At 64.0% G+C, this 16825-nt stretch carries 17 protein-coding genes; 10 read left to right on the top strand and 7 right to left on the bottom strand.

Annotation, left to right across the window (positions count from 1 at the left end):
* The first annotated feature begins 144 nt into the window (after window positions 1–144).
* Complete coding sequence (locus tag ACF07D_RS09925; RefSeq protein ID WP_119284214.1) at window positions 145–1437, top strand: citrate synthase; 1293 nt, start codon at window positions 145–147, stop codon at window positions 1435–1437.
* Between the two features lie 210 nt (window positions 1438–1647).
* On the opposite strand, the gene rocD is transcribed toward ACF07D_RS09925, so the two are convergent.
* Complete coding sequence (gene rocD / locus ACF07D_RS09920) at window positions 1648–2880, bottom strand: ornithine--oxo-acid transaminase (RefSeq protein ID WP_391504798.1); 1233 nt, start codon at window positions 2878–2880, stop codon at window positions 1648–1650.
* A gap of 53 nt (window positions 2881–2933) precedes the next feature.
* Window positions 2934–4157 carry an L-2-hydroxyglutarate oxidase gene (gene lhgO, locus ACF07D_RS09915; RefSeq protein ID WP_391504797.1) on the bottom strand — a complete coding sequence of 408 codons (1224 nt, stop codon included), beginning with the start codon at window positions 4155–4157 and terminating at the stop codon, window positions 2934–2936.
* Window positions 4158–4190: 33 nt separating this feature from the next.
* On the opposite strand from lhgO, the gene ACF07D_RS09910 reads away from it, so the two are divergent.
* From ACF07D_RS09910 to ACF07D_RS09880, 7 genes are all read left to right on the top strand, one after another.
* Window positions 4191–4889, top strand: coding sequence for a GntR family transcriptional regulator (locus ACF07D_RS09910; RefSeq protein ID WP_391504796.1), 699 nt, complete (start codon window positions 4191–4193; stop codon window positions 4887–4889).
* Window positions 4890–5173: 284 nt separating this feature from the next.
* Window positions 5174–6076 (top strand): ABC transporter substrate-binding protein, encoded by a 903-nt coding sequence (locus ACF07D_RS09905; protein WP_255808062.1) that lies wholly within the window; start codon window positions 5174–5176, stop codon window positions 6074–6076.
* 8 nt (window positions 6077–6084) lie between these two features.
* Entirely contained in the window at window positions 6085–6996 is a 912-nt protein-coding gene (locus ACF07D_RS09900; RefSeq protein ID WP_391504795.1) for an amino acid ABC transporter permease, read from the top strand.
* Window positions 6993–7820: an amino acid ABC transporter ATP-binding protein gene (locus ACF07D_RS09895; RefSeq protein ID WP_304941390.1), complete on the top strand. Its 828-nt coding sequence runs from the start codon at window positions 6993–6995 to the stop codon at window positions 7818–7820. The genes ACF07D_RS09900 and ACF07D_RS09895 overlap by 4 nt, the downstream gene beginning before the upstream one ends.
* Before the next feature lie 89 nt (window positions 7821–7909).
* The gene (locus ACF07D_RS09890; RefSeq protein WP_255808061.1) at window positions 7910–9394 is read left to right on the top strand and encodes an NAD-dependent succinate-semialdehyde dehydrogenase; all 1485 of its coding nucleotides are present in this window, start codon (window positions 7910–7912) and stop codon (window positions 9392–9394) included.
* 24 nt (window positions 9395–9418) lie between these two features.
* Window positions 9419–10579 carry a bifunctional glutamate N-acetyltransferase/amino-acid acetyltransferase ArgJ gene (gene argJ / locus ACF07D_RS09885; protein WP_391504794.1) on the top strand — a complete coding sequence of 387 codons (1161 nt, stop codon included), beginning with the start codon at window positions 9419–9421 and terminating at the stop codon, window positions 10577–10579.
* Window positions 10580–10726: 147 nt separating this feature from the next.
* Complete coding sequence (locus ACF07D_RS09880; RefSeq protein WP_083506522.1) at window positions 10727–10897, top strand: DUF3117 domain-containing protein; 171 nt, start codon at window positions 10727–10729, stop codon at window positions 10895–10897.
* A gap of 422 nt (window positions 10898–11319) precedes the next feature.
* Here ACF07D_RS09880 and ACF07D_RS09875 read toward each other — a convergent pair whose 3' ends face one another.
* Window positions 11320–11952 (bottom strand): class I SAM-dependent methyltransferase, encoded by a 633-nt coding sequence (locus ACF07D_RS09875; protein ID WP_119284205.1) that lies wholly within the window; start codon window positions 11950–11952, stop codon window positions 11320–11322.
* A gap of 169 nt (window positions 11953–12121) precedes the next feature.
* Between ACF07D_RS09875 and ACF07D_RS09870 the strand changes: the two genes are divergently transcribed.
* Entirely contained in the window at window positions 12122–12499 is a 378-nt protein-coding gene (locus ACF07D_RS09870) for a twin-arginine translocase TatA/TatE family subunit (RefSeq protein ID WP_119284204.1), read from the top strand.
* A gap of 7 nt (window positions 12500–12506) precedes the next feature.
* On the opposite strand, the gene ACF07D_RS09865 is transcribed toward ACF07D_RS09870, so the two are convergent.
* From ACF07D_RS09865 to ACF07D_RS09855, 3 genes are read right to left on the bottom strand one after another with little or no spacing between them, the layout of a single operon-like run.
* The gene (locus tag ACF07D_RS09865) at window positions 12507–13676 is read right to left on the bottom strand and encodes an Mrp/NBP35 family ATP-binding protein (protein ID WP_391504793.1); all 1170 of its coding nucleotides are present in this window, start codon (window positions 13674–13676) and stop codon (window positions 12507–12509) included.
* Window positions 13669–14220, bottom strand: coding sequence for a DUF1003 domain-containing protein (locus ACF07D_RS09860; RefSeq protein ID WP_119284203.1), 552 nt, complete (start codon window positions 14218–14220; stop codon window positions 13669–13671). The genes ACF07D_RS09865 and ACF07D_RS09860 overlap by 8 nt, the downstream gene beginning before the upstream one ends.
* Window positions 14217–15476, bottom strand: coding sequence for a magnesium transporter MgtE N-terminal domain-containing protein (locus ACF07D_RS09855; protein WP_391504792.1), 1260 nt, complete (start codon window positions 15474–15476; stop codon window positions 14217–14219). Before ACF07D_RS09855 ends, ACF07D_RS09860 begins: the two co-directional genes overlap by 4 nt.
* A 115-nt stretch (window positions 15477–15591) precedes the next feature.
* Here ACF07D_RS09855 and ACF07D_RS09850 point away from each other — a divergent pair, with 115 nt between their 5' ends.
* Window positions 15592–16080 (top strand): general stress protein, encoded by a 489-nt coding sequence (locus ACF07D_RS09850; protein ID WP_119284201.1) that lies wholly within the window; start codon window positions 15592–15594, stop codon window positions 16078–16080.
* 42 nt (window positions 16081–16122) lie between these two features.
* On the opposite strand, the gene ACF07D_RS09845 is transcribed toward ACF07D_RS09850, so the two are convergent.
* Window positions 16123–16737 carry a flavodoxin family protein gene (locus ACF07D_RS09845; protein WP_391504791.1) on the bottom strand — a complete coding sequence of 205 codons (615 nt, stop codon included), beginning with the start codon at window positions 16735–16737 and terminating at the stop codon, window positions 16123–16125.
* Between the last annotated feature and the right edge of the window lie 88 nt (window positions 16738–16825).

Genomic DNA, 16825 nt, shown 5'->3' with positions numbered 1-16825 from the left:
TTTTGTTTGATGTCAAAATACTTTCTGTCAGAAACCGGCATGAACGCGCCATTTGGTGTGTGAACGCCAACTTTGCGGGTAAGGTGAAAATGATCGCTGCCCAGACCCTGGAGCGTGCTCAAACGGACCTCACGAGGAGATGACGTGACTGAAACACCTGCGGCTCAGGCCACCGCCAAGCTGAGCTTTCCTGGAGGAACCGCCGAGCTCCCAATCGTGAAGTCAGTAGACGGGCCAGACGCAATCGACGTCAGCACGCTGACTAAGCAGAGCGGCTACACGGCCCTCGACTACGGCTTCGTAAACACTGCGTCAACGAAGTCCGAGATTACCTACATCGATGGCGAGGCCGGGATCCTGCGATACCGCGGCTACCCAATCGACGAGCTCGCGCAGGCGTCGACCTTCCTGGAGGTCGCCTACCTGCTGATCTACGGCGTGCTGCCCAGCGCTGATGAACTCGCGCGGTTCGACAATGAGATTCGTCACCACACCCTGCTGCACGAAGACATGCGGTACTACTTCGAGGCTGTCCCGCACACCGCACACCCGATGGCGATGCTTTCCGGCGGGCTGCAGACGATGTCCACCTACTACGAAGACTCGCTCGACACAGCGGTTCCAGAGTTCGTTGAGGTCAACACGATCCGCCTCCTCGCAAAACTGCCGGTTCTTGCTGCATACTCGCACAAGAAGTCGATCGGTCAGGCATTCCTGTACCCGAAGAACAACCTGAGCTTCGTGGAGAACTTCCTGCGGCTCAACTTCGGCAACAAGGCCGAATCGTACGAGATGAACCCGGTGCTCGTCGACGCGCTCGACAAGCTGCTCATTCTCCACGCTGATCACGAGCAGAACGCCTCGACCTCAACAGTTCGCCTTGTCGGTTCGACAGGGGCGAACATGTTCTCCTCAGTTTCGGCAGGCATCAACGCCCTCTCCGGCCCGCTGCACGGTGGCGCAAACGAGGCCGTGCTCGACATGCTCGCGCAGATCCGCGACTCAGGCCAGAGCGTCAAGACGTTCGTCGAGAAGGTGAAGAACAAAGAAGACGGCGTGAAGCTCATGGGCTTCGGACACCGCGTCTACAAGAACTACGACCCGCGTGCGCGTATCGTGAAGGATTCGGCAGCGAAGGTGCTCGAAGAGCTCGGCGTGAACGATCCGCTGCTTGCGCTCGCACAGGAACTCGAGCAGATCGCGCTTGAGGACGACTACTTCAAGGAGCGCAAGCTCTACCCGAACGTCGACTTCTACACGGGCGTGATCTACAAAGCGATGGGCTTCCCGACTCGCATGTTCACCGTGCTCTTCGCGATCGGTCGACTCCCCGGCTGGATCGCTCAGTGGCGCGAGGCCCGCCTCGACCCCCAGACGAAGATCGGTCGCCCGCAGCAGTTGTACTTGGGCTCGCCCGAGCGTCACCTCGGCCGCTAGCCGATAGCGCACAAGCCCCCGGAGCGAATCGCTCCGGGGGCTTGCGCGTTCCCGTGGCCCGCGTTCCTGCGGCCTGCGGCTCTGTCTGCTTGGCTGCGGGGCTGTCTGCTTGCGGCCCGACTGTCGGGTGAGCTGCCCGTCAACTCCACCCTGATTATTCGTGTGGACGCCAATTCACCGCGGGATTTGGTGCCCACAAGACAACTCGGGTTAGCGAAGAGAGACGATCGCGTCGCCGAGCAGCCGGATGGCCTCCCGAATCTCAGCCTCGGTCGCGACCGCGGGCGGCGCCATGCGAAGTGTCTTGCCCTGCGTGTCCTTCACCAGCACGCCACGGTCGCGGAGCGCCTCGGCGACTGCCTTCGCGGGCGCAAACTCGGGGTCGATGTCGACGCCCGCCCACAAGCCGATCGAGCGCACCGCGGTCACCTCCGGCAACTCCGAGAGCTCCGCCAATGCGGCCGAGAGGACTGCGCCGAGCGCGACGACACCTGGGAGAAAGTCGGGATCGCGTAGCTCTGCGACGACACTGCGAGTCACCGCGCACGCAAACGGGCTACCGCCAAAGGTCGAGCCATGGCTGCCCGGAGTGAACACACCAAGAAACTTGCTGTCGCCAAGCACGGCCGAGACCGGCAGGATGCCGCCGCTCAGCACCTTGCCGACAGCGATGAGGTCAGGTCGCACACCGAAGTGTTCCGTGGCGAACAGCTTGCCCGTGCGCCCCATGCCCGACTGCACCTCGTCGGCGATGAACACGATGTCATTCTCGGCAGTGAAAGCGCGAAGCTCTGCGAGGAAGCCCTCGGGTGGGAGGATCACGCCAGCCTCGCCCTGCACCGGCTCGATGAGTACGGCGACGACTGGCGACGCCGCCGCAACCTCGCGCACCGCGGCCATGTCGCCGAACGGAACCGTCACGAAGCCGGGAGTGTACGGCCCATAGCCCTCGCGTGCGACAGGATCGTCGGAGCCCGAGATGATCGTCGTGGTGCGGCCATGGAAGTTGCGCGAGAACGTGATGACGACGCCCTCGTCCGCCGCGAGATCGCGGTTTTCGTGCGCCCACTTGCGGGCGCACTTCAGAGCGGTCTCGATTGCTTCGGCCCCAGTGTTCATGAGGAGTACCCGCTCGAAGCCGGCGAGCTCGGTGAGTTCCGTGACGCATGCGGCGAGCTCATCGTTATAGAAAGCACGGGCGGTGAGCGTCAGCCTGTCGAGCTGTGCGTGAGCTGCCGCAGTGATGCGCGGCGGTCGGTGACCGAAGAGCATCGTCGAGAATCCGCCGAGGAAGTCGAGATAGGTAGTGCCCTCGATGTCGGTGACTGTCGCCCCATCACCCTCAGTGAGCACGAGCGGCACAGGTGCATAGTTCGAGGCTGCGGCGCGCTCGGTCTGGGCGATGGCGACCTCGGTCGCAGTCTGGGGAGTGGTTTCGGTCATTCGGGTTCTCCTTCGAGTCTGGTGGTTGGGGAAAGTGCTGACGGCGGCACCGGTTAGGCGCCGCGCAGGGGCTCTACTAGGCGATCCTCTGCGAGAATCTCCTCGATGATGTGCTCGGCAATTGCCATCGCTGAGGTCGCGGCGGGGGAAGGCGCGTTTCGCACGAACACCGCATTGTTGACGCGCTGGATCACGAAGTCGTCTTCAAGCGTGCTGTCTTCGTTCATGGCCTGCGCGCGGACGCCTCGCAGCCCGGGGATGAGATCCTCGGAAGCGAGTTCGGGGATAAACTCCTGGGCTCCTGCGAGGAATGACCGCTTGTTCGCGGTGCGGAGTTGGTCGATCGCCTCCGCGAAGTTGCCGCCCGCGAACCGCCAAAATGCTCCAGAGGACGCGATCTGGATTGCGTCGCGGACGTTGAAACCGAAGCGGTGGTACTGCTCTCGCGCGAACGAGAGGAACGCGTTGGGGCCGACGGTGACCTCATCGTCGACAGTGCGGGTGAGGTGCACACCAAGAAACGGATAGTCAGGGTCTGGCACTGGGTAGAGCAGCCCGTTCACGAGCTTCGCGCTCTCGGGCCTGAGCTTGTAGTAGTCGCCCGAGAAGGGCACGATCGCCGGGTACTTGCCCGCCCCGGAGCGCTTCGCGAGCCTGTCTGACTGCAGGCCGTTGCAGGCGATCACGTAGTCGAACGCCTGGCTGCCGCCCGAGGTGTGCACGATTTGCTCGGAGCCCTGCTGTGTGATGCGCGAGACCGATGTGCCGAGGCGAACTTCGCCGCCAGCGGCACGCACGTCTTCGAGGAGCGCGCGCGTGACCCCCGGATAATCGACGATCGCGGTGTGCGGGGAATGGATCGCGGCCCGACCGACGCAGTGCGGCTCGATCTCGTGCATTGCGTCTTCGCCGATGATTGCAACCCCTGGCACCCCGTTCGCCCGTGCTTTTTCGAGGATCGCATCGAGCTGGCCGAGTTGCTTCTCGGTGTGCGCCACGACGAGTTTGCCGCACTCGTCGTAGCGGATTCCGCGCGACTCGCTGTACGCGTGGAGCAGCTCAACGCCGCGCCGAGTGAGACGGGCCTTCAGGCTGCCCGGCTGGTAGTAGAGGCCGGCGTGTACGACACCACTGTTGTGTCCGGTCTGGTGGGTGCCGGGGGCCGACTCCTTCTCATACAAGACAACGGAGTTTGCGTCATTGCGTGTCGTCAACTGGGCGGCGACGGAGGCGCCGATGATGCCGCCTCCGATGACTGCAATGCGTCGTGTGTGCATACGTTCCTCTTTCAGAAGTGTCATAGTGGGGGTGTGGAAAAGCTCTCGAAACAAGACAGTTTGGCTCGCCGGGCGATGGAGCAGATCCGCTCTGAGATCACGAGCGGCCGACTGGAGCCCGGGACGATGGTGTCTGCCGTACAGCTCGCCGAGCGCATCGGTGTCTCACGCACGCCCATCCGCGACGCGCTGCTGCAGCTTGAGCAGGCGGGCATGGTCAGGATCGAGAAGAACCGCGGTGCGACGATTCTCGCGACCACGCTCGAGGACCTCCTTGAGGTGTTCCAGCTACGCCTCATGCTGGAGGTGCCGGCTGCTGGGCAGGCTGCCCGCACTCGCACCGATGAGCAGTTGCGCGGGATTCTGGCTTGCTTCGAGGCAATGGGGGAGGCGACCGACGATGCCGAGGAGCTGCTTGTGCTTGACCGCGACCTCCACATCTCGATCGCTGCGGCCTCCGGGAACGGGCGGCTACAGGGATTGCTGCTCGACCTGCGAAACCTCGTGCTGACCCGCGGCGTGGGAACGACGTCGACTGCTCGAACGGGGCGTGAGCTTGTCGATGACCACGCGGGGCTCGTTGACGCTATCGAGCGGCAGGACGCGGAGACAGCCTCTGCGGAAATGCGGCGCCACATTAAGAACACCGCGCAGTTGCTCATCGCCCAGGAGGCCGGGGGAGACCCTGAGCGCGGCCCCGAGTGGGTCGCTGAGCAGCTGGCCTGGCTGTAGTTCTTCGGGAGGCCCAACGCCCCGAAACCGAGGGCGAGGGGTCGAGCGGGTCGCGTGAAGCACGCGGGGCGGGGGCTCCGCTGGTGCGTGTTCATGCTGTCTCCTGACGGCGAGTTTGGTGGCCCAAGGGGGCGCTCAATGGGGTGAGCAATCGAAGCTTAAGGTAAGTTGCATGCAACGTGCAACCTGTGTATTGTGATTCCCGAGCGGCTGCCAAGGCCCGGTTGTGCGCCGACCCCAGCTCGCCAAGACCCTAGTTTTTCTAATACCCAAAGGAGGGTTATATGAACCTCAAGCGTGGAGCGCTCGCCGCTTGGCTCGTGGGAAGTGCAGTCCTGATGCTCACCGGTTGCGCGCAGGGGAGCGACGCCGCGAGCGGCGCCGAAGACGCGGCCGAGGTGAACACCGACGCGCCCCTGTACGCCAAGCTGCCCGACCGCATCAAAGACGCGGGCAAGATCGTCAACGCAGGTGACCTCACCTACGCGCCCTTCGAATGGCTGCAGGAAGACGGTAAGACAGTCAAAGGCATCGACGTCGACATTGCGAGCGCATTGAGCGAACAGATTGGCGTGCCGTTTGACTGGCAAGACGTGAAGACTGAGGCTGCACTCAGCGGTATTCAGTCGAAGCGCTACGACGCGCTGCTCGCGTCAATGACCTACACCGACGAGCGTGCAGAGGTGTACGACTACGTCACTTACCTCAAGGCAGCGTCGGGATTCATCACCTCACCCGATCGCGTGGGCGAGTTCACGTCGCTTGACGACCTGTGCGGAAAGAAGGTCGCAGGTACCCGGGGCACGATCCAGGTCACTCAGGTCGAGGAACTCAGCGCCGACTGCGTTGCAAACGGCGACCAGGCCATCAACATCCAGATGCTCGACAGCGATCAGGCAGGCATCCTCCAGATCCGCCAGGGCGGAGTCGACGCGAGCGTCATCCTCGGCGCAGTCGGCAGCTACGCCGTCTCGCAGGCCGAGGGAGCCGTCGAGCTTATTCCAGGCCTCACCGTCGGTGACAGCGTCTACGGCATCATGCTCAACAAAGCAGACGCTGAACTCCGCGACGTGCTCCTTGAAGCAATGAACGCGATCATTGCCGACGGCAGCTACGAGAAGATCCTCGAAGAGTGGGGCGTCAGCGACCTCGCGCTCGACGAGTCACTCATCAACAACGCACGATAGGCGTCACCATGGCCACTCCGAACACAATGACGATCTCGCTCCCCGGAGAGGGGGAGCAGCTCTTCAAGGTCGTGGGGCATAAGAGCGTCGGCTCCGCGATTGCAGCAGTCATCGTGCTGCTCGTCACTGCCGGCGTTGTCGCAGCGTTTATCTTTGCTGACATCGACTACACAGTCACCGCGAAGTATCTCTTCGACCCTCAGATCTTGAGCGGCGTCGTGACGACGCTTGAGCTTACTGTCATCTCGATGCTTGTTGGGCTGGTGCTCGGAGTGGTCACCGCGCTCCTGCGCGAATCAAACAACCGCGTGCTCTCTGGCGCGGCGGGCTTTTACACCTGGCTGTTCCGCGGCACCCCCGTGCTCGTGCAGTTGCTGATCTGGTTCAACATTGCACTCGTCATCCCGACGGTCTCATTCTTTGGGCTCTGGTCCGTGAGCACGAACACGATCATGACGCCGTTTCTCGCCGCGATCCTCGCCCTCGGCATCAACGAAGGCTCGTACATGTCCGAGATCGTCCGGGCTGGCCTGCTCGCAGTTGATAAAGGTCAGGCTGAGGCCGCGCTTGCGCTCGGCATGCGCAAGCGCCGCGTGATGCTCTCGGTCGTCTTGCCTCAGGCGCTGAGGGTTATTCTCCCACCCGCAGGCAACCAGTTGATTGCGATGCTCAAGACATCCGCGCTCGCGTACACGATTTCGGTCTCCGAACTGCTGAACGGTGCCTTCCGCATCTACACACTGAACTACAAAGTTATCGAGCTGCTGTTCACCGCCTCGATTTGGTACCTGTTTATGACGACCGTGCTGACGTTCCTGCAGAGCTGGCTTGAGCGTCGCATGAACCGCGGCTACGCGGCGCAGGCAGCACCCAGCATGAAGAAACGCTGGCTGAAGAACACCTTTGGAGTAACACGATGAGCATCGAAACTGTGATCCAGGCCGAGGGCGTCAGCAAGCGCTTCGGCGACAACCACGTGCTCAAACACATCAATATGTCGGTCGGCAAGGGGGAGGTTGTTGTGCTTCTCGGGCCGTCGGGCTCTGGCAAATCGACGTTTCTGCGCTGCATCAACAACCTTGAGCGTATCGACGACGGGCTCCTGACAGTTAACGACGAACTCTCTGGCTACCGCCGCGACGGGAACACGCTGTATGAGCTCAGCGAGAAGCAGATCGCGAAGCACCGTGAGCAGGTTGGCATGGTGTTCCAGCGCTTCAACCTGTTTCCGCACAAGACCGTACTTGAGAACATCATGCTGGCCCCACTCAAGGTCAAGCGGGCCGACCGGACTGCGAGCGAGGCACACGCCCGCGAACTTCTCGCCCGGGTCGGGCTTCCCGAAAAGGCTGACGCCTACCCGTCGCAGCTGTCGGGCGGCCAGCAGCAGCGCGTCGCCATCGCCCGCGCGCTCGCGATGCGGCCGAGCATCATGCTGTTTGACGAGCCGACAAGCGCGCTCGATCCTGAGCTCGTTGGCGAGGTACTCGATGTGATGAAGCAGCTTGCCGCCGAAGGCATGACGATGGTTGTCGTGACGCACGAGATGACCTTCGCCCGCGAGGTGGCAGACCGCGTCGTCTTCATGGCAGACGGGTACATCGTCGAGACTGGCGCTCCCGAGGCTGTATTCGGCAACCCGCAGCATGAGCGCACCAAATCATTCCTTCGCTCCGTGCGCGAGGGCGCTGCTGACGTTTCGCCGGCGAGCGCGCCAGGCGACATCCTCCCACTCGGCGACTGAGCGGGCCCCGCTCACTGTGCGAGGCGCCCGGCGGATTGGGCGCCTCGCGACACCGCCACCGACAGCTTCACCAGAGAACCGAGAATCCAATGCAGACAATCCTCCAAGCCCACGACGCGTTCCTTGCATCCTTTGAGAGCGGCCCGCGCATCCCCGGGGTCGACGGCACGAGCCTCGAACGCTTCGACGTGGTTGACCCTGCGACTGGAGCGGCCTTCACCCAGGTTGCAAATGTCCCGACGGAGCTGGCAGGCCACTGTCTTGAGGTCGCCGGTCGCGGGCTGACAGCCTGGAGCGGCCGAAGCGCCCGTGCACGGTCAAACGTGCTCTTGCGCGCCGCCGAAATCCTTGTTGAGCGCATCGAGACAATCGCAGCCACGATGACCCGTGAAATGGGAAAGCCAATCGACGAGTCTCGCGCGGAGGTGCGCTTCTCAGCGGACTACTTGCGGTGGTACTCGGAGGAGGCCGTACGTTCCTACGGCGGATATCGCGAGGCGCCGGCCGGGGGAGCGCGACTCATAGTCACCCGCCAGCCTGTCGGGATCGCGCTACTCATCACCCCCTGGAACTTCCCGCTCGCAATGGGCGCCCGCAAAGCAGCCGCGGCGCTCGCCGCAGGCTGTTCGGTGATCCTGAAGCCAGCCGAGGCAACCCCGCTGAGCTCGCTGCTGCTCGGAGACGTGCTGCTCGAGGCGGGCGTGCCACCTGAGGCGTTCCAGGTCGTGACAACCTCAGACTCGTCGGGTTGGTCGCGCAAGCTCATGAGCGATGCCCGCTTGAAGAAGGTGTCCTTCACCGGTTCGACCCGCGTCGGCTCGATGCTCATCGAGCAGTCGGCGCAGCACGTGCAGAAGCTGTCGCTTGAGCTTGGCGGCGATGCGCCGTTCCTCGTGTTCAACGACGCAGACCTCGAGCGCGCGGTGAACAGCGCTGTGATGTCGAAGATTCGTAACGGTGGCCAGGCCTGCGTCGCGGCAAACCGATTCCTCGTGCAGGAAGGGATCGCGGGGGAGTTCACCGCCGAGCTCTCGAAGCGACTGAACGCCCTCACCGTCGGCTCGGGGTTCGCAGAAGGCGTCGACCTCGGCCCGCTCATCAGCGGCCAAGCGCGCGAGCAGGTACTTGGGCTCGTTGCTGGAGCGCTCGAGCTCGGGGCAGATGACGCGTGTGCGGCGCCGCAGCCCTTGGGCGACGGCTTCTTTATGAACCCAGCAGTGCTCACGAACGTGCCTGAGGCGGCGAAGATCGCCTCGGCAGAGATTTTCGCACCGATCGCAGTTGTCGACACCTTCGGCACCGACGCGGAAGCAATCGTCAAGGCGAACAACACTCCATTCGGGCTCGCCGGTTACGTTTTTTCCCAGGATATCGATCGGGCGTTTGGCGTCGCCCACGCGCTCGAGGTCGGCGTGCTCGGGATCAACAAGGGTCTCGTCGCAGATGCTTCGAGTCCGTTCGGCGGAATTGGCTACTCCGGTTACGGCAAGGAGGGTGGCGTCGAGGGTATGCAGGATTTCCAGACGCTCAAACAATTCAATCTCGACTCGCCCGCGACCACGCTGCTCGGCTAGGCACAACCACGAAAGGGGCCGCTCATGTCGGTCACATACCCGCTCGGGTTTCGCTCTGCGGGCGTTACAGCCGGCATCAAGTCCTCCGGAAAGCCTGATCTCGCTCTTGTCGTGAACGATGGGCCCCAGCCCGGCTGCGCCGTCGTGTTCACGCGGAACCGCGCGCAGGCGCATCCGATTCGGTGGAGCAGAAGTGTGATGGCCGCAGGCGGCACACCCCGCGCGGTGCTCCTCAACTCCGGCGGAGCAAACTGCTTCACCGGCGAATACGGATACGAGACCGTAGAGCTCTCTGCCGCCGCGGTTGCCGCCGAGATATCCGGCATCAATGCCACCGATGTACTTGTGTGTTCGACAGGGCTCATCGGTTCGGGCGGCGAAGAATTCAGGTCGAGTGTGCTCGGCGGTGTGCCGCTCGCGTGTGAAGCTCTCGCGGCCACGGATGAGTCGGCACCGACGGCGATCCTCACCACCGACTCGGTATCCAAGACGGCGACCCACACAGGCGCGGGCTGGCGCATTGGGGCCATGGGCAAAGGCGCAGGTATGCTCTCACCGGGACTCGCGACGATGCTCGTGGTGATTACGACCGATGCCTGTGTCTCGAACGCCGTGCTCGATCGCGCACTGCGCGCTGCAGTCTCTGCGACGTTCAACAGACTTGATTCAGATGGCTGCATGTCGACGAACGATCAGGTCACGGCGTTTGCCTCGGGTGCAAGTGGGGTGTCGCCGAGCGAGGCCGAGTTCTCCGCCGGGCTGCTCGCAGTCTGCGATGACATCGCAGAACAGTTGCAGGTCGATGCGGAGGGGGCGGGCCACAACATTCACATCTTTGTGGAGGGCGCCGAGAGCGAATCAGACGCCGAGGAGGTCGGGCGAGCGCTTGCTCGAAACAACCTCTTCAAAGCGGCGATTGCGGGGGATGATCCCAACTGGGGGCGGGTGCTTGCGGCAATCGGCGTCACGCAGGCGAGCTTCGATCCGTACGTCGTTGATGTGAGCTTCAACGGTGTTCGATTGTGCAGCGCAGGAGGGCCAGACCGGCCAGTCTCGGAGTGCGACCTCTCGCCGAAGCGCACCGAGGTGCTCGTAGAGCTTCACGCGGGCGACTCAAGCGCGCGGATTCGCACAAACGATCTCACTGTTGACTACGTGCGCGAGAACAGCGCCTACGCAAGCTAGTGGTTCGTTCGTGACAATGGGGCCAATATTGTACGCATTCCACAGCCGTATTGTGACACTCCTTTGCATAAAAGCCTCAAAGGATTTCCGCGACCCGGCTTCGCGAGAGATAATAGAGGGGAAAGACCAAACATGCGAGGAGGCGTCATGGCGGCAATGAAACCAAGGACCGGAGACGGGCCCATGGAAGCGGTGCGCGAAAGCCGCGTCATCGTGGTGCGTGTTCCCCTTGAAGGCGGTGGCCGTCTGGTGGTGTCAGTCAATGACGAAGAGGCCGCCGAGCTTCGCGATGTACTTGCGGGAGTGCTCGGCGACTAACCGCCGTTCGCACACGCAGAATGAGGGCCCCTCGGGGCCCTCATTTTTTGTGCGCCGAGCTTAAACCTCTCCGTGGTTTCAGTAGTCCGGTTGCTGTCAGCATCTCTGGGATCTGCAGCTGGTATGTGTCTGCGGCGTGGATCGGGCATTGATTTCGCAGATTCCATGGGTTGTGGCGCAGGGCCGGCCCGAGCGTGAGTCTCGGCCGCTGGTCTCACCCGGAGCTCGGCTTCACCCGGTTGCTGTCAGTATCTCTGGGATCTGCAGTTGGTATGTGTCTGCGGCGTGGATCGGGCATTGATTCCGCAGATCCCATGGGTTGTGGCGCCGGGTCAGGCACAGTCATCATGGTTCATTGTCTGGGGCCTGCACTCAGAGGTGCACACAACCAGTCAGCGGCACGCAGTGCGTAGGGGTCGAACTTAGCCGTCGAGACGCACAACCGTGAGCAAGCCGTCGCCTGTGGGGGCGAGCGACGCAGCGATGGCGTCAGACTCTGCGACAACCGCGAGCAGGTCCCGCAGCGCCTGCGTGGACTCATCGCGCGCCGCAGGGTCAGCAACGCGGCCGTGTGCGAGCGCGCTCGGCACAACAATGGCGCCACCGGGGCGGACGATGCCCAGTGCGTGTTCGAAGTATTCAAGGAGCTGGGACTGCTCGGCGTCGAGTAGCACGATGTCGTACGCGGCAAGGTTCAGCCGGGGCATGACGTGGCGCGCGTCTCCCTCGACGAGGCGGGCGCGGGATGCGGGAATGCCTGCCTCGGTGAAGAGCGAACGCGCTTCGCGAAGGTGCTCGGGCTCAATCTCAATCGATGTGAGGATCGCGTCTGGCCGGTGCCGCAGCAGCGACAGCCCGCTCACCCCGACTCCAGTGCCGATCTCGCAGATTGCCTTGGCACCCGAGAGCACCGCAAGGGCGGAGAGTTCGGCCGAGACGGCGCGCGAGACGGGCTCGATGCCGAGTTCGAGTGATACCCGCCGGGCGCGCACGAGTGTGTCAGTTTCACTGGGATACTGCTCCGTGTACTGCCAGTTGCGCTCGAGCTTGCTCACGTGTTCCTCTGTCCTCCGTCGTTCTGCCTGTTCAGGATAGGGCTGCCCGGCGAGATTTCGGCGCTGGCTCGCCGTTCTCGTTCGTGTTCCGGCTGTGAGAGTTCTGGTGGGGCTGAGGCACGCAGCTGGCAAGTCGAGATTGCCGCCGTGTTCTCGCTACGATATGGGAATGGACAGCCTGAGCTTTTCGAAGATCCTCATCATCTTGGTGATCGCGCTGTTCGTAATTGGCCCGACGCGGCTGCCCGAGTACGCAAAAAAGTTCAGCGACTTTGTTCGCGCTGTGAAGCGGGCGGCAGACGGGGCAAAGGATCGGCTGAAGGACGAGATGGGGCCCGAATTCGAGGATGTCGACTGGAAGCAGCTCGATCCTCGCCAATACGACCCCCGCAGGATCATCCGCGACGCGCTTGTTGAAGACGAACGCGAGGCGCGGCAGGCCGAGCGGCGGGAGCGACTTGACGAGCTTGCTGCCGCCAGGCGTGCGCGCCAGGGGATCTCAGCGGAAGGCCCCGTCACTGTCCGCTTTGATGACGAAGCGACCTGAGCCGAGACTAACGCGGCGTCACTCCGAGCGGCCTGCCCGCAAGTCCACGACCCTGCGCCGCGAGCTGCTCGGCAATCGCGATGACTGCGGCGGCGGCCGGGTCCTCGGGGCGTTGCAGCACTGCGGGCAAGCCGGTGTCGCCGCCCTCGCGGAAGTCCGGGCTGAGCGGCACGCTTCCGAGCAGCTTGACTGGCTGCTGGCCCGCAGCGCTCTCAGAGGTGTTGAGCCTGTCGACGACCGCCGCCCCGCCGCCGGTGCCGAACAGCTCGAGCACGGTGCCGTCGGGCTGGGCGAGGCCTGACATGTTCTCGATGACGCCGATGACTCGCTGGCCGGTTTGGCGTGCCACGAGCGCGCTGCGTACGGCAACGTCGGCCGCGGCTTCTTGTGGGGTCGTCACGACGAGTACTTCGGCTTGCGGTAGGAGCTGACCGACGCTGATCGCGACGTCACCGGTGCCCGGGGGAAGGTCGAGCAGGAGCACGTCGAGGTCGCCAAACCAGACGTCGCGCAGGAACTGTTCGATCGTGCGATGCAACATGGGGCCGCGCCAGGAGACCGCCGTCGATCGCGGGTCGGCGTCTCCGAGGAACATTCCGATGGAGATCACCTTTACCCCGTGCGCTTCGGGCGGCAGGATCATCTCGCCAACGCGGGTTGGCTGCTCGGTGACGCCGTCGCGGCTGAGTCCGAGGATCCCAGGAATCGAGAAGCCGAACACGTCAGCGTCGATGAGTCCGACCGAGAGGCCTTGCCTGGCGAGCGCGACCGCGAGAGATGCGGTTAGCGACGACTTGCCCACGCCGCCCTTCCCACTTGTGACGGCGATGACTCGGGTGAGTGAGTCCGGCCCGAACTGCACTGGCCGAGCTGGGCCACGAACCGTCTCGACGAATGCCTGTCGCTCGGCGGGATTCATGACGCTCACATCGACTCGTGCGTCGGTGACTCCAGAAGTCCCGAGCGTTGCCTCACGAACGTCTCGCTCAATCCGCTGGGCCGCTGGGCAGCCGGCGATCGTCAGCTTGAGCGGCACGTCTGCGGTGCCGGCCGCATCAACGCGAAGCTCACCGACCATCCCGAGCTCGGTGATCGGACGATGGATCTCGGGATCGTTCACGCGGGAGAGCGAGTCCCAGAGACGTTGTTCGACCTCGGTGCGGTTGTGCTCACTCACTGCGTGACTCGTTCTCAGTGTCGTCGGCCTCGGGCGTGTGCGGGGTGTCAGGCTCACTCTCGAGCTCGGCGAGCAGTGCACGAAGCTCTTGCCTGAGAAACTCGCGGTCTGGCAGGTCCTTGATTGACAACCGCAGTGCGACAACCTCTCGGGCGAGGAACTCGGTGTCGGCGAGGTTGCGTTCGGCCTGCTTGCGGTCCTGCTCGATTTGCACCCTGTCGCGGTCGTCCTGTCGGTTCTGCGCGAGCAGGATCATCGGAGCCGCGTACGACGCTTGCAGCGACAGAATGAGGGTGAGGGCTGTAAAGCCGAGCGAGGGGGAGTCGAACCGGAGGTGCTCGGGGCCCAACGAGTTCCATGCGAGCCAGAGCACGCAGAACAAGGTGAGCGCAAGGAGAAACCAGGGCGTTCCCATTCCGCGGGCGATGCCTTCGGTCCACCTGCCGAAGCGTTCGTTGCCGTCGATGCGGTTGCCGGCGGGGCCTCGGGCTGCTCGGCCAGTGCGTGGTGCCGCGAGATCAGAGCGGCGCTTAAAGGGGCTCATGCGCGACCCTCCTCGGAGTCCGCGTGGCGCCAGTCGTCAGGCAGGAGGTGATCGAGCACGTCGTCGACGGTGACGACGCCGACAAGCCGATCCTGATCGTCGACGACAGGGAGCGCGACGAGGTCGTAGCTCGCGAGACGACGGGAGACCTCGGCCGCGCTCGCCGTCACGGGCACAGCCTCAATCTCGGCGTCGAGCAGCGCGCTGAGCCGCTCGTGCGGCGGGAACCGAAGCATGCGCTGGAAATGCACCATGCCGAGGTATTCGCCGCTCGGCGTCTCGTACGGTGGGTGGGTCACATAGACCGCGGAGGCCATGGCCGGCGGAATCTCCGCGCGCCGGATCATCGCGAGGCCCTCGGCAACGCTCGCTTCCGCCGCGAGCACGATCGGGGTGGGGCTCATGAGGCCACCAGCCGTATCGAACTCGTACTCGAGAAGCCGCCGCACGTCCTCTGCCTCTTCAGGCTCCATGAGGTCGAGGAGCTCTGCGCCCTGCGCCGCAGGCAGGGCCGAGATGAGGTCTGCAGCGTCGTCTGGTTCCATGCGGTCGAGCACGTCAGCGGTGCGCGCCGCAGGGATGAGGGCGAGGATATCGATCTGGTCCGTCTCGCTCATTTCTTCGAGCGCGTCGGCGACGCGGTCGTCAGCGAGTTCATCAAGCACAGGGACCATGCGCGCCTTGGGGAGCTCGAGGAGAGTTGCGGCGAGGTCTGCCGGCTTGAGATCGACGAGCGTCTGCACCAGGAGCTCTGCCGACTGCGGTCCGGTGTCTTCGCTCGGTCGCTCGACCTGCGACCAGTGCACGGTGCGGGCTGGCCCACGGCCGAACCCTGCGCCGGCCTTGGGCAGCCGAACGAACAGCTCGGAGACGATCCATTCGCCTGCTCTGGTGCGCTCGATGGCCGCGTCTTCGACTGTCGCCCGTGCAGGAGCGCCGCCCTCGGACGCAGCAAGGTCGACACGCATGCCGATCATCTCCGCGATCATGCGCGTTTCGCCTCGCCGCTGCTCGAATCGGCGGATGTTGATGAGCCCGGTTGTGATGACCTGGCCAGACGCGATGGAAGTCACCCGACTGATCGGCACGAACACCCGGCGTTTGCCCGGAATCTCGACGATCAGGCCCACTACTCGCGGCGCCGCTTGGGCGCGGTACACGACGAGGACATCGCGAACTTTGCCGATCTGGTCACCGACGGGATCAAACACGCCCCGACCGGCAAGGCGGCCGACAAACACCCGCGAACTACTCACACCACTACGGTACCGGTCGGCGGGCACTTTCACCTGGAGGAATCGCGAGACACGCCCGTGGGATGCCGCGGAAAGAAAGCACGCGTCTTTGCGATTGCTGTGTCAGAATCGAGCTATGAGCAGCCCCGGTTTCCCCAATTCGCGCGCACCAATCCAGCCCGAGATCCCGAAGGGCGAGATCGTCTCGACCTACGACCGGTACGAGGACGCGAAGCACGCTGTTGACGTGCTTGCTCGAAGCGGCTTCCCTGTGCAGCGGGTGTCGATTCTCGGGAATGATCTACGCAGCGTCGAGCGCGTCACTGGTCGCCTGAGCTACGGCAAGGTCGCCTGGATGGGTGCGCTGTCTGGCGCCTACCTCGGCCTGTTCCTCGGCCTGCTGCTCTTCATCTTCCAGCCAGACAACGCTGGCATCGGGGGAGTATTCCTCTCGGCGATCGTCATCGGCGCGGGATTCGGCATGCTGTTCGGTCTGCTCTCCTATGCCATGAACCGCAACCGCAGAGACTTCTCGTCGATCATGCAGATGGTTGCGACCCGGTACGACCTGGTGACTGAGCCAGAGCTGCTCCACGAGGCGCGCCGCGTGCTCGGCGGCGAGTAGCCGCTAGCTCAACCGCCGAACCTGCGCGCCGCGGCCCGCGCGCTACTCCGCCGCCGGGTAGGGGTGCGCCCGCAACAGCCGCGCCAGGTGGAGCGCGTTCGCGGCAAGCCCCCGATTGGCTGCCGCGACGGGCTCCGGCGTCTCCGTGAGGTCGACGAAGTTCACCTGCTCCATTGCGCGCCCGTTCCAGTACGTGCACGCGTTCGCCGGTACCGAGAACGCCAGGTCGTTCGCGGCCTGCAGCAGATCCGCCACGATGCGGTGTGCGCCATCCTCGTTGCCGACGACGAGCGCAGCGGCGACTTTGCCGGCGAAGAGCGGCCTCCCGTGGTCGTCGCGCGTCGAAATGTCGGCGTTCAGCCGCTCGAGCGCCCGGCGCATGACGCTCGTCATCTGGCCGAGCCACGTCGGCGTTGCGAACACGACGACATCGGCTTCAAGGATGCGCTGTCGGAGCGCCGGCCAGGCGTCGCCGTCTCCGAGATCGTCGGAGATGCCCGGAAGGATTGACAGATCGACGAGGCGGACCGTGTCGACGGTGCTCGTCTCGCTCGGGAACTCCTTGCTGAGCTCTTGTGCGAGCGCCTCGGTGCTGGAAGTCTCGCTGCCGGCCTTGAGCGTGCCGTTGAGGATGAGAACGTGAATCTTTTCGGTCATGCTGGCTTCCCTTCGTGAGTCCGACGGCGTGTGTCCACGACGTGTTCTCACGCTACGCATGGGCCCCGAGGCCGACCACCCCCTTGCG

This window comes from Leucobacter sp. NPDC015123 (assembly GCF_043080205.1).
Lineage (GTDB): Bacteria > Actinomycetota > Actinomycetes > Actinomycetales > Microbacteriaceae > Leucobacter > Leucobacter aridicollis_A.
Note: the sequence above shows the minus strand (reverse complement) of the source record. Positions and strands in the feature narration are given on the sequence as shown.

Bases quoted from the DNA above. Each gene is read 5' to 3' on its own strand.
- lhgO (WP_391504797.1), bottom strand. From the start codon at position 4,157: ATGCACACACGACGCATTGCAGTCATCGGAGGCGGCATCATCGGCGCC.
- ACF07D_RS09850 (WP_119284201.1), top strand. From the start codon at position 15,592: ATGAGCAGCCCCGGTTTCCCCAATTCGCGCGCACCAATCCAGCCCGAG.
- rocD (WP_391504798.1), bottom strand. From the start codon at position 2,880: ATGACCGAAACCACTCCCCAGACTGCGACCGAGGTCGCCATCGCCCAG.
- ACF07D_RS09880 (WP_083506522.1), top strand. From the start codon at position 10,727: ATGGCGGCAATGAAACCAAGGACCGGAGACGGGCCCATGGAAGCGGTG.
- argJ (WP_391504794.1), top strand. From the start codon at position 9,419: ATGTCGGTCACATACCCGCTCGGGTTTCGCTCTGCGGGCGTTACAGCC.
- ACF07D_RS09890 (WP_255808061.1), top strand. From the start codon at position 7,910: ATGCAGACAATCCTCCAAGCCCACGACGCGTTCCTTGCATCCTTTGAG.
- ACF07D_RS09860 (WP_119284203.1), bottom strand. From the start codon at position 14,220: ATGAGCCCCTTTAAGCGCCGCTCTGATCTCGCGGCACCACGCACTGGC.
- ACF07D_RS09905 (WP_255808062.1), top strand. From the start codon at position 5,174: ATGAACCTCAAGCGTGGAGCGCTCGCCGCTTGGCTCGTGGGAAGTGCA.
- ACF07D_RS09900 (WP_391504795.1), top strand. From the start codon at position 6,085: ATGGCCACTCCGAACACAATGACGATCTCGCTCCCCGGAGAGGGGGAG.
- ACF07D_RS09895 (WP_304941390.1), top strand. From the start codon at position 6,993: ATGAGCATCGAAACTGTGATCCAGGCCGAGGGCGTCAGCAAGCGCTTC.
- ACF07D_RS09845 (WP_391504791.1), bottom strand. From the start codon at position 16,737: ATGACCGAAAAGATTCACGTTCTCATCCTCAACGGCACGCTCAAGGCC.
- ACF07D_RS09870 (WP_119284204.1), top strand. From the start codon at position 12,122: ATGGACAGCCTGAGCTTTTCGAAGATCCTCATCATCTTGGTGATCGCG.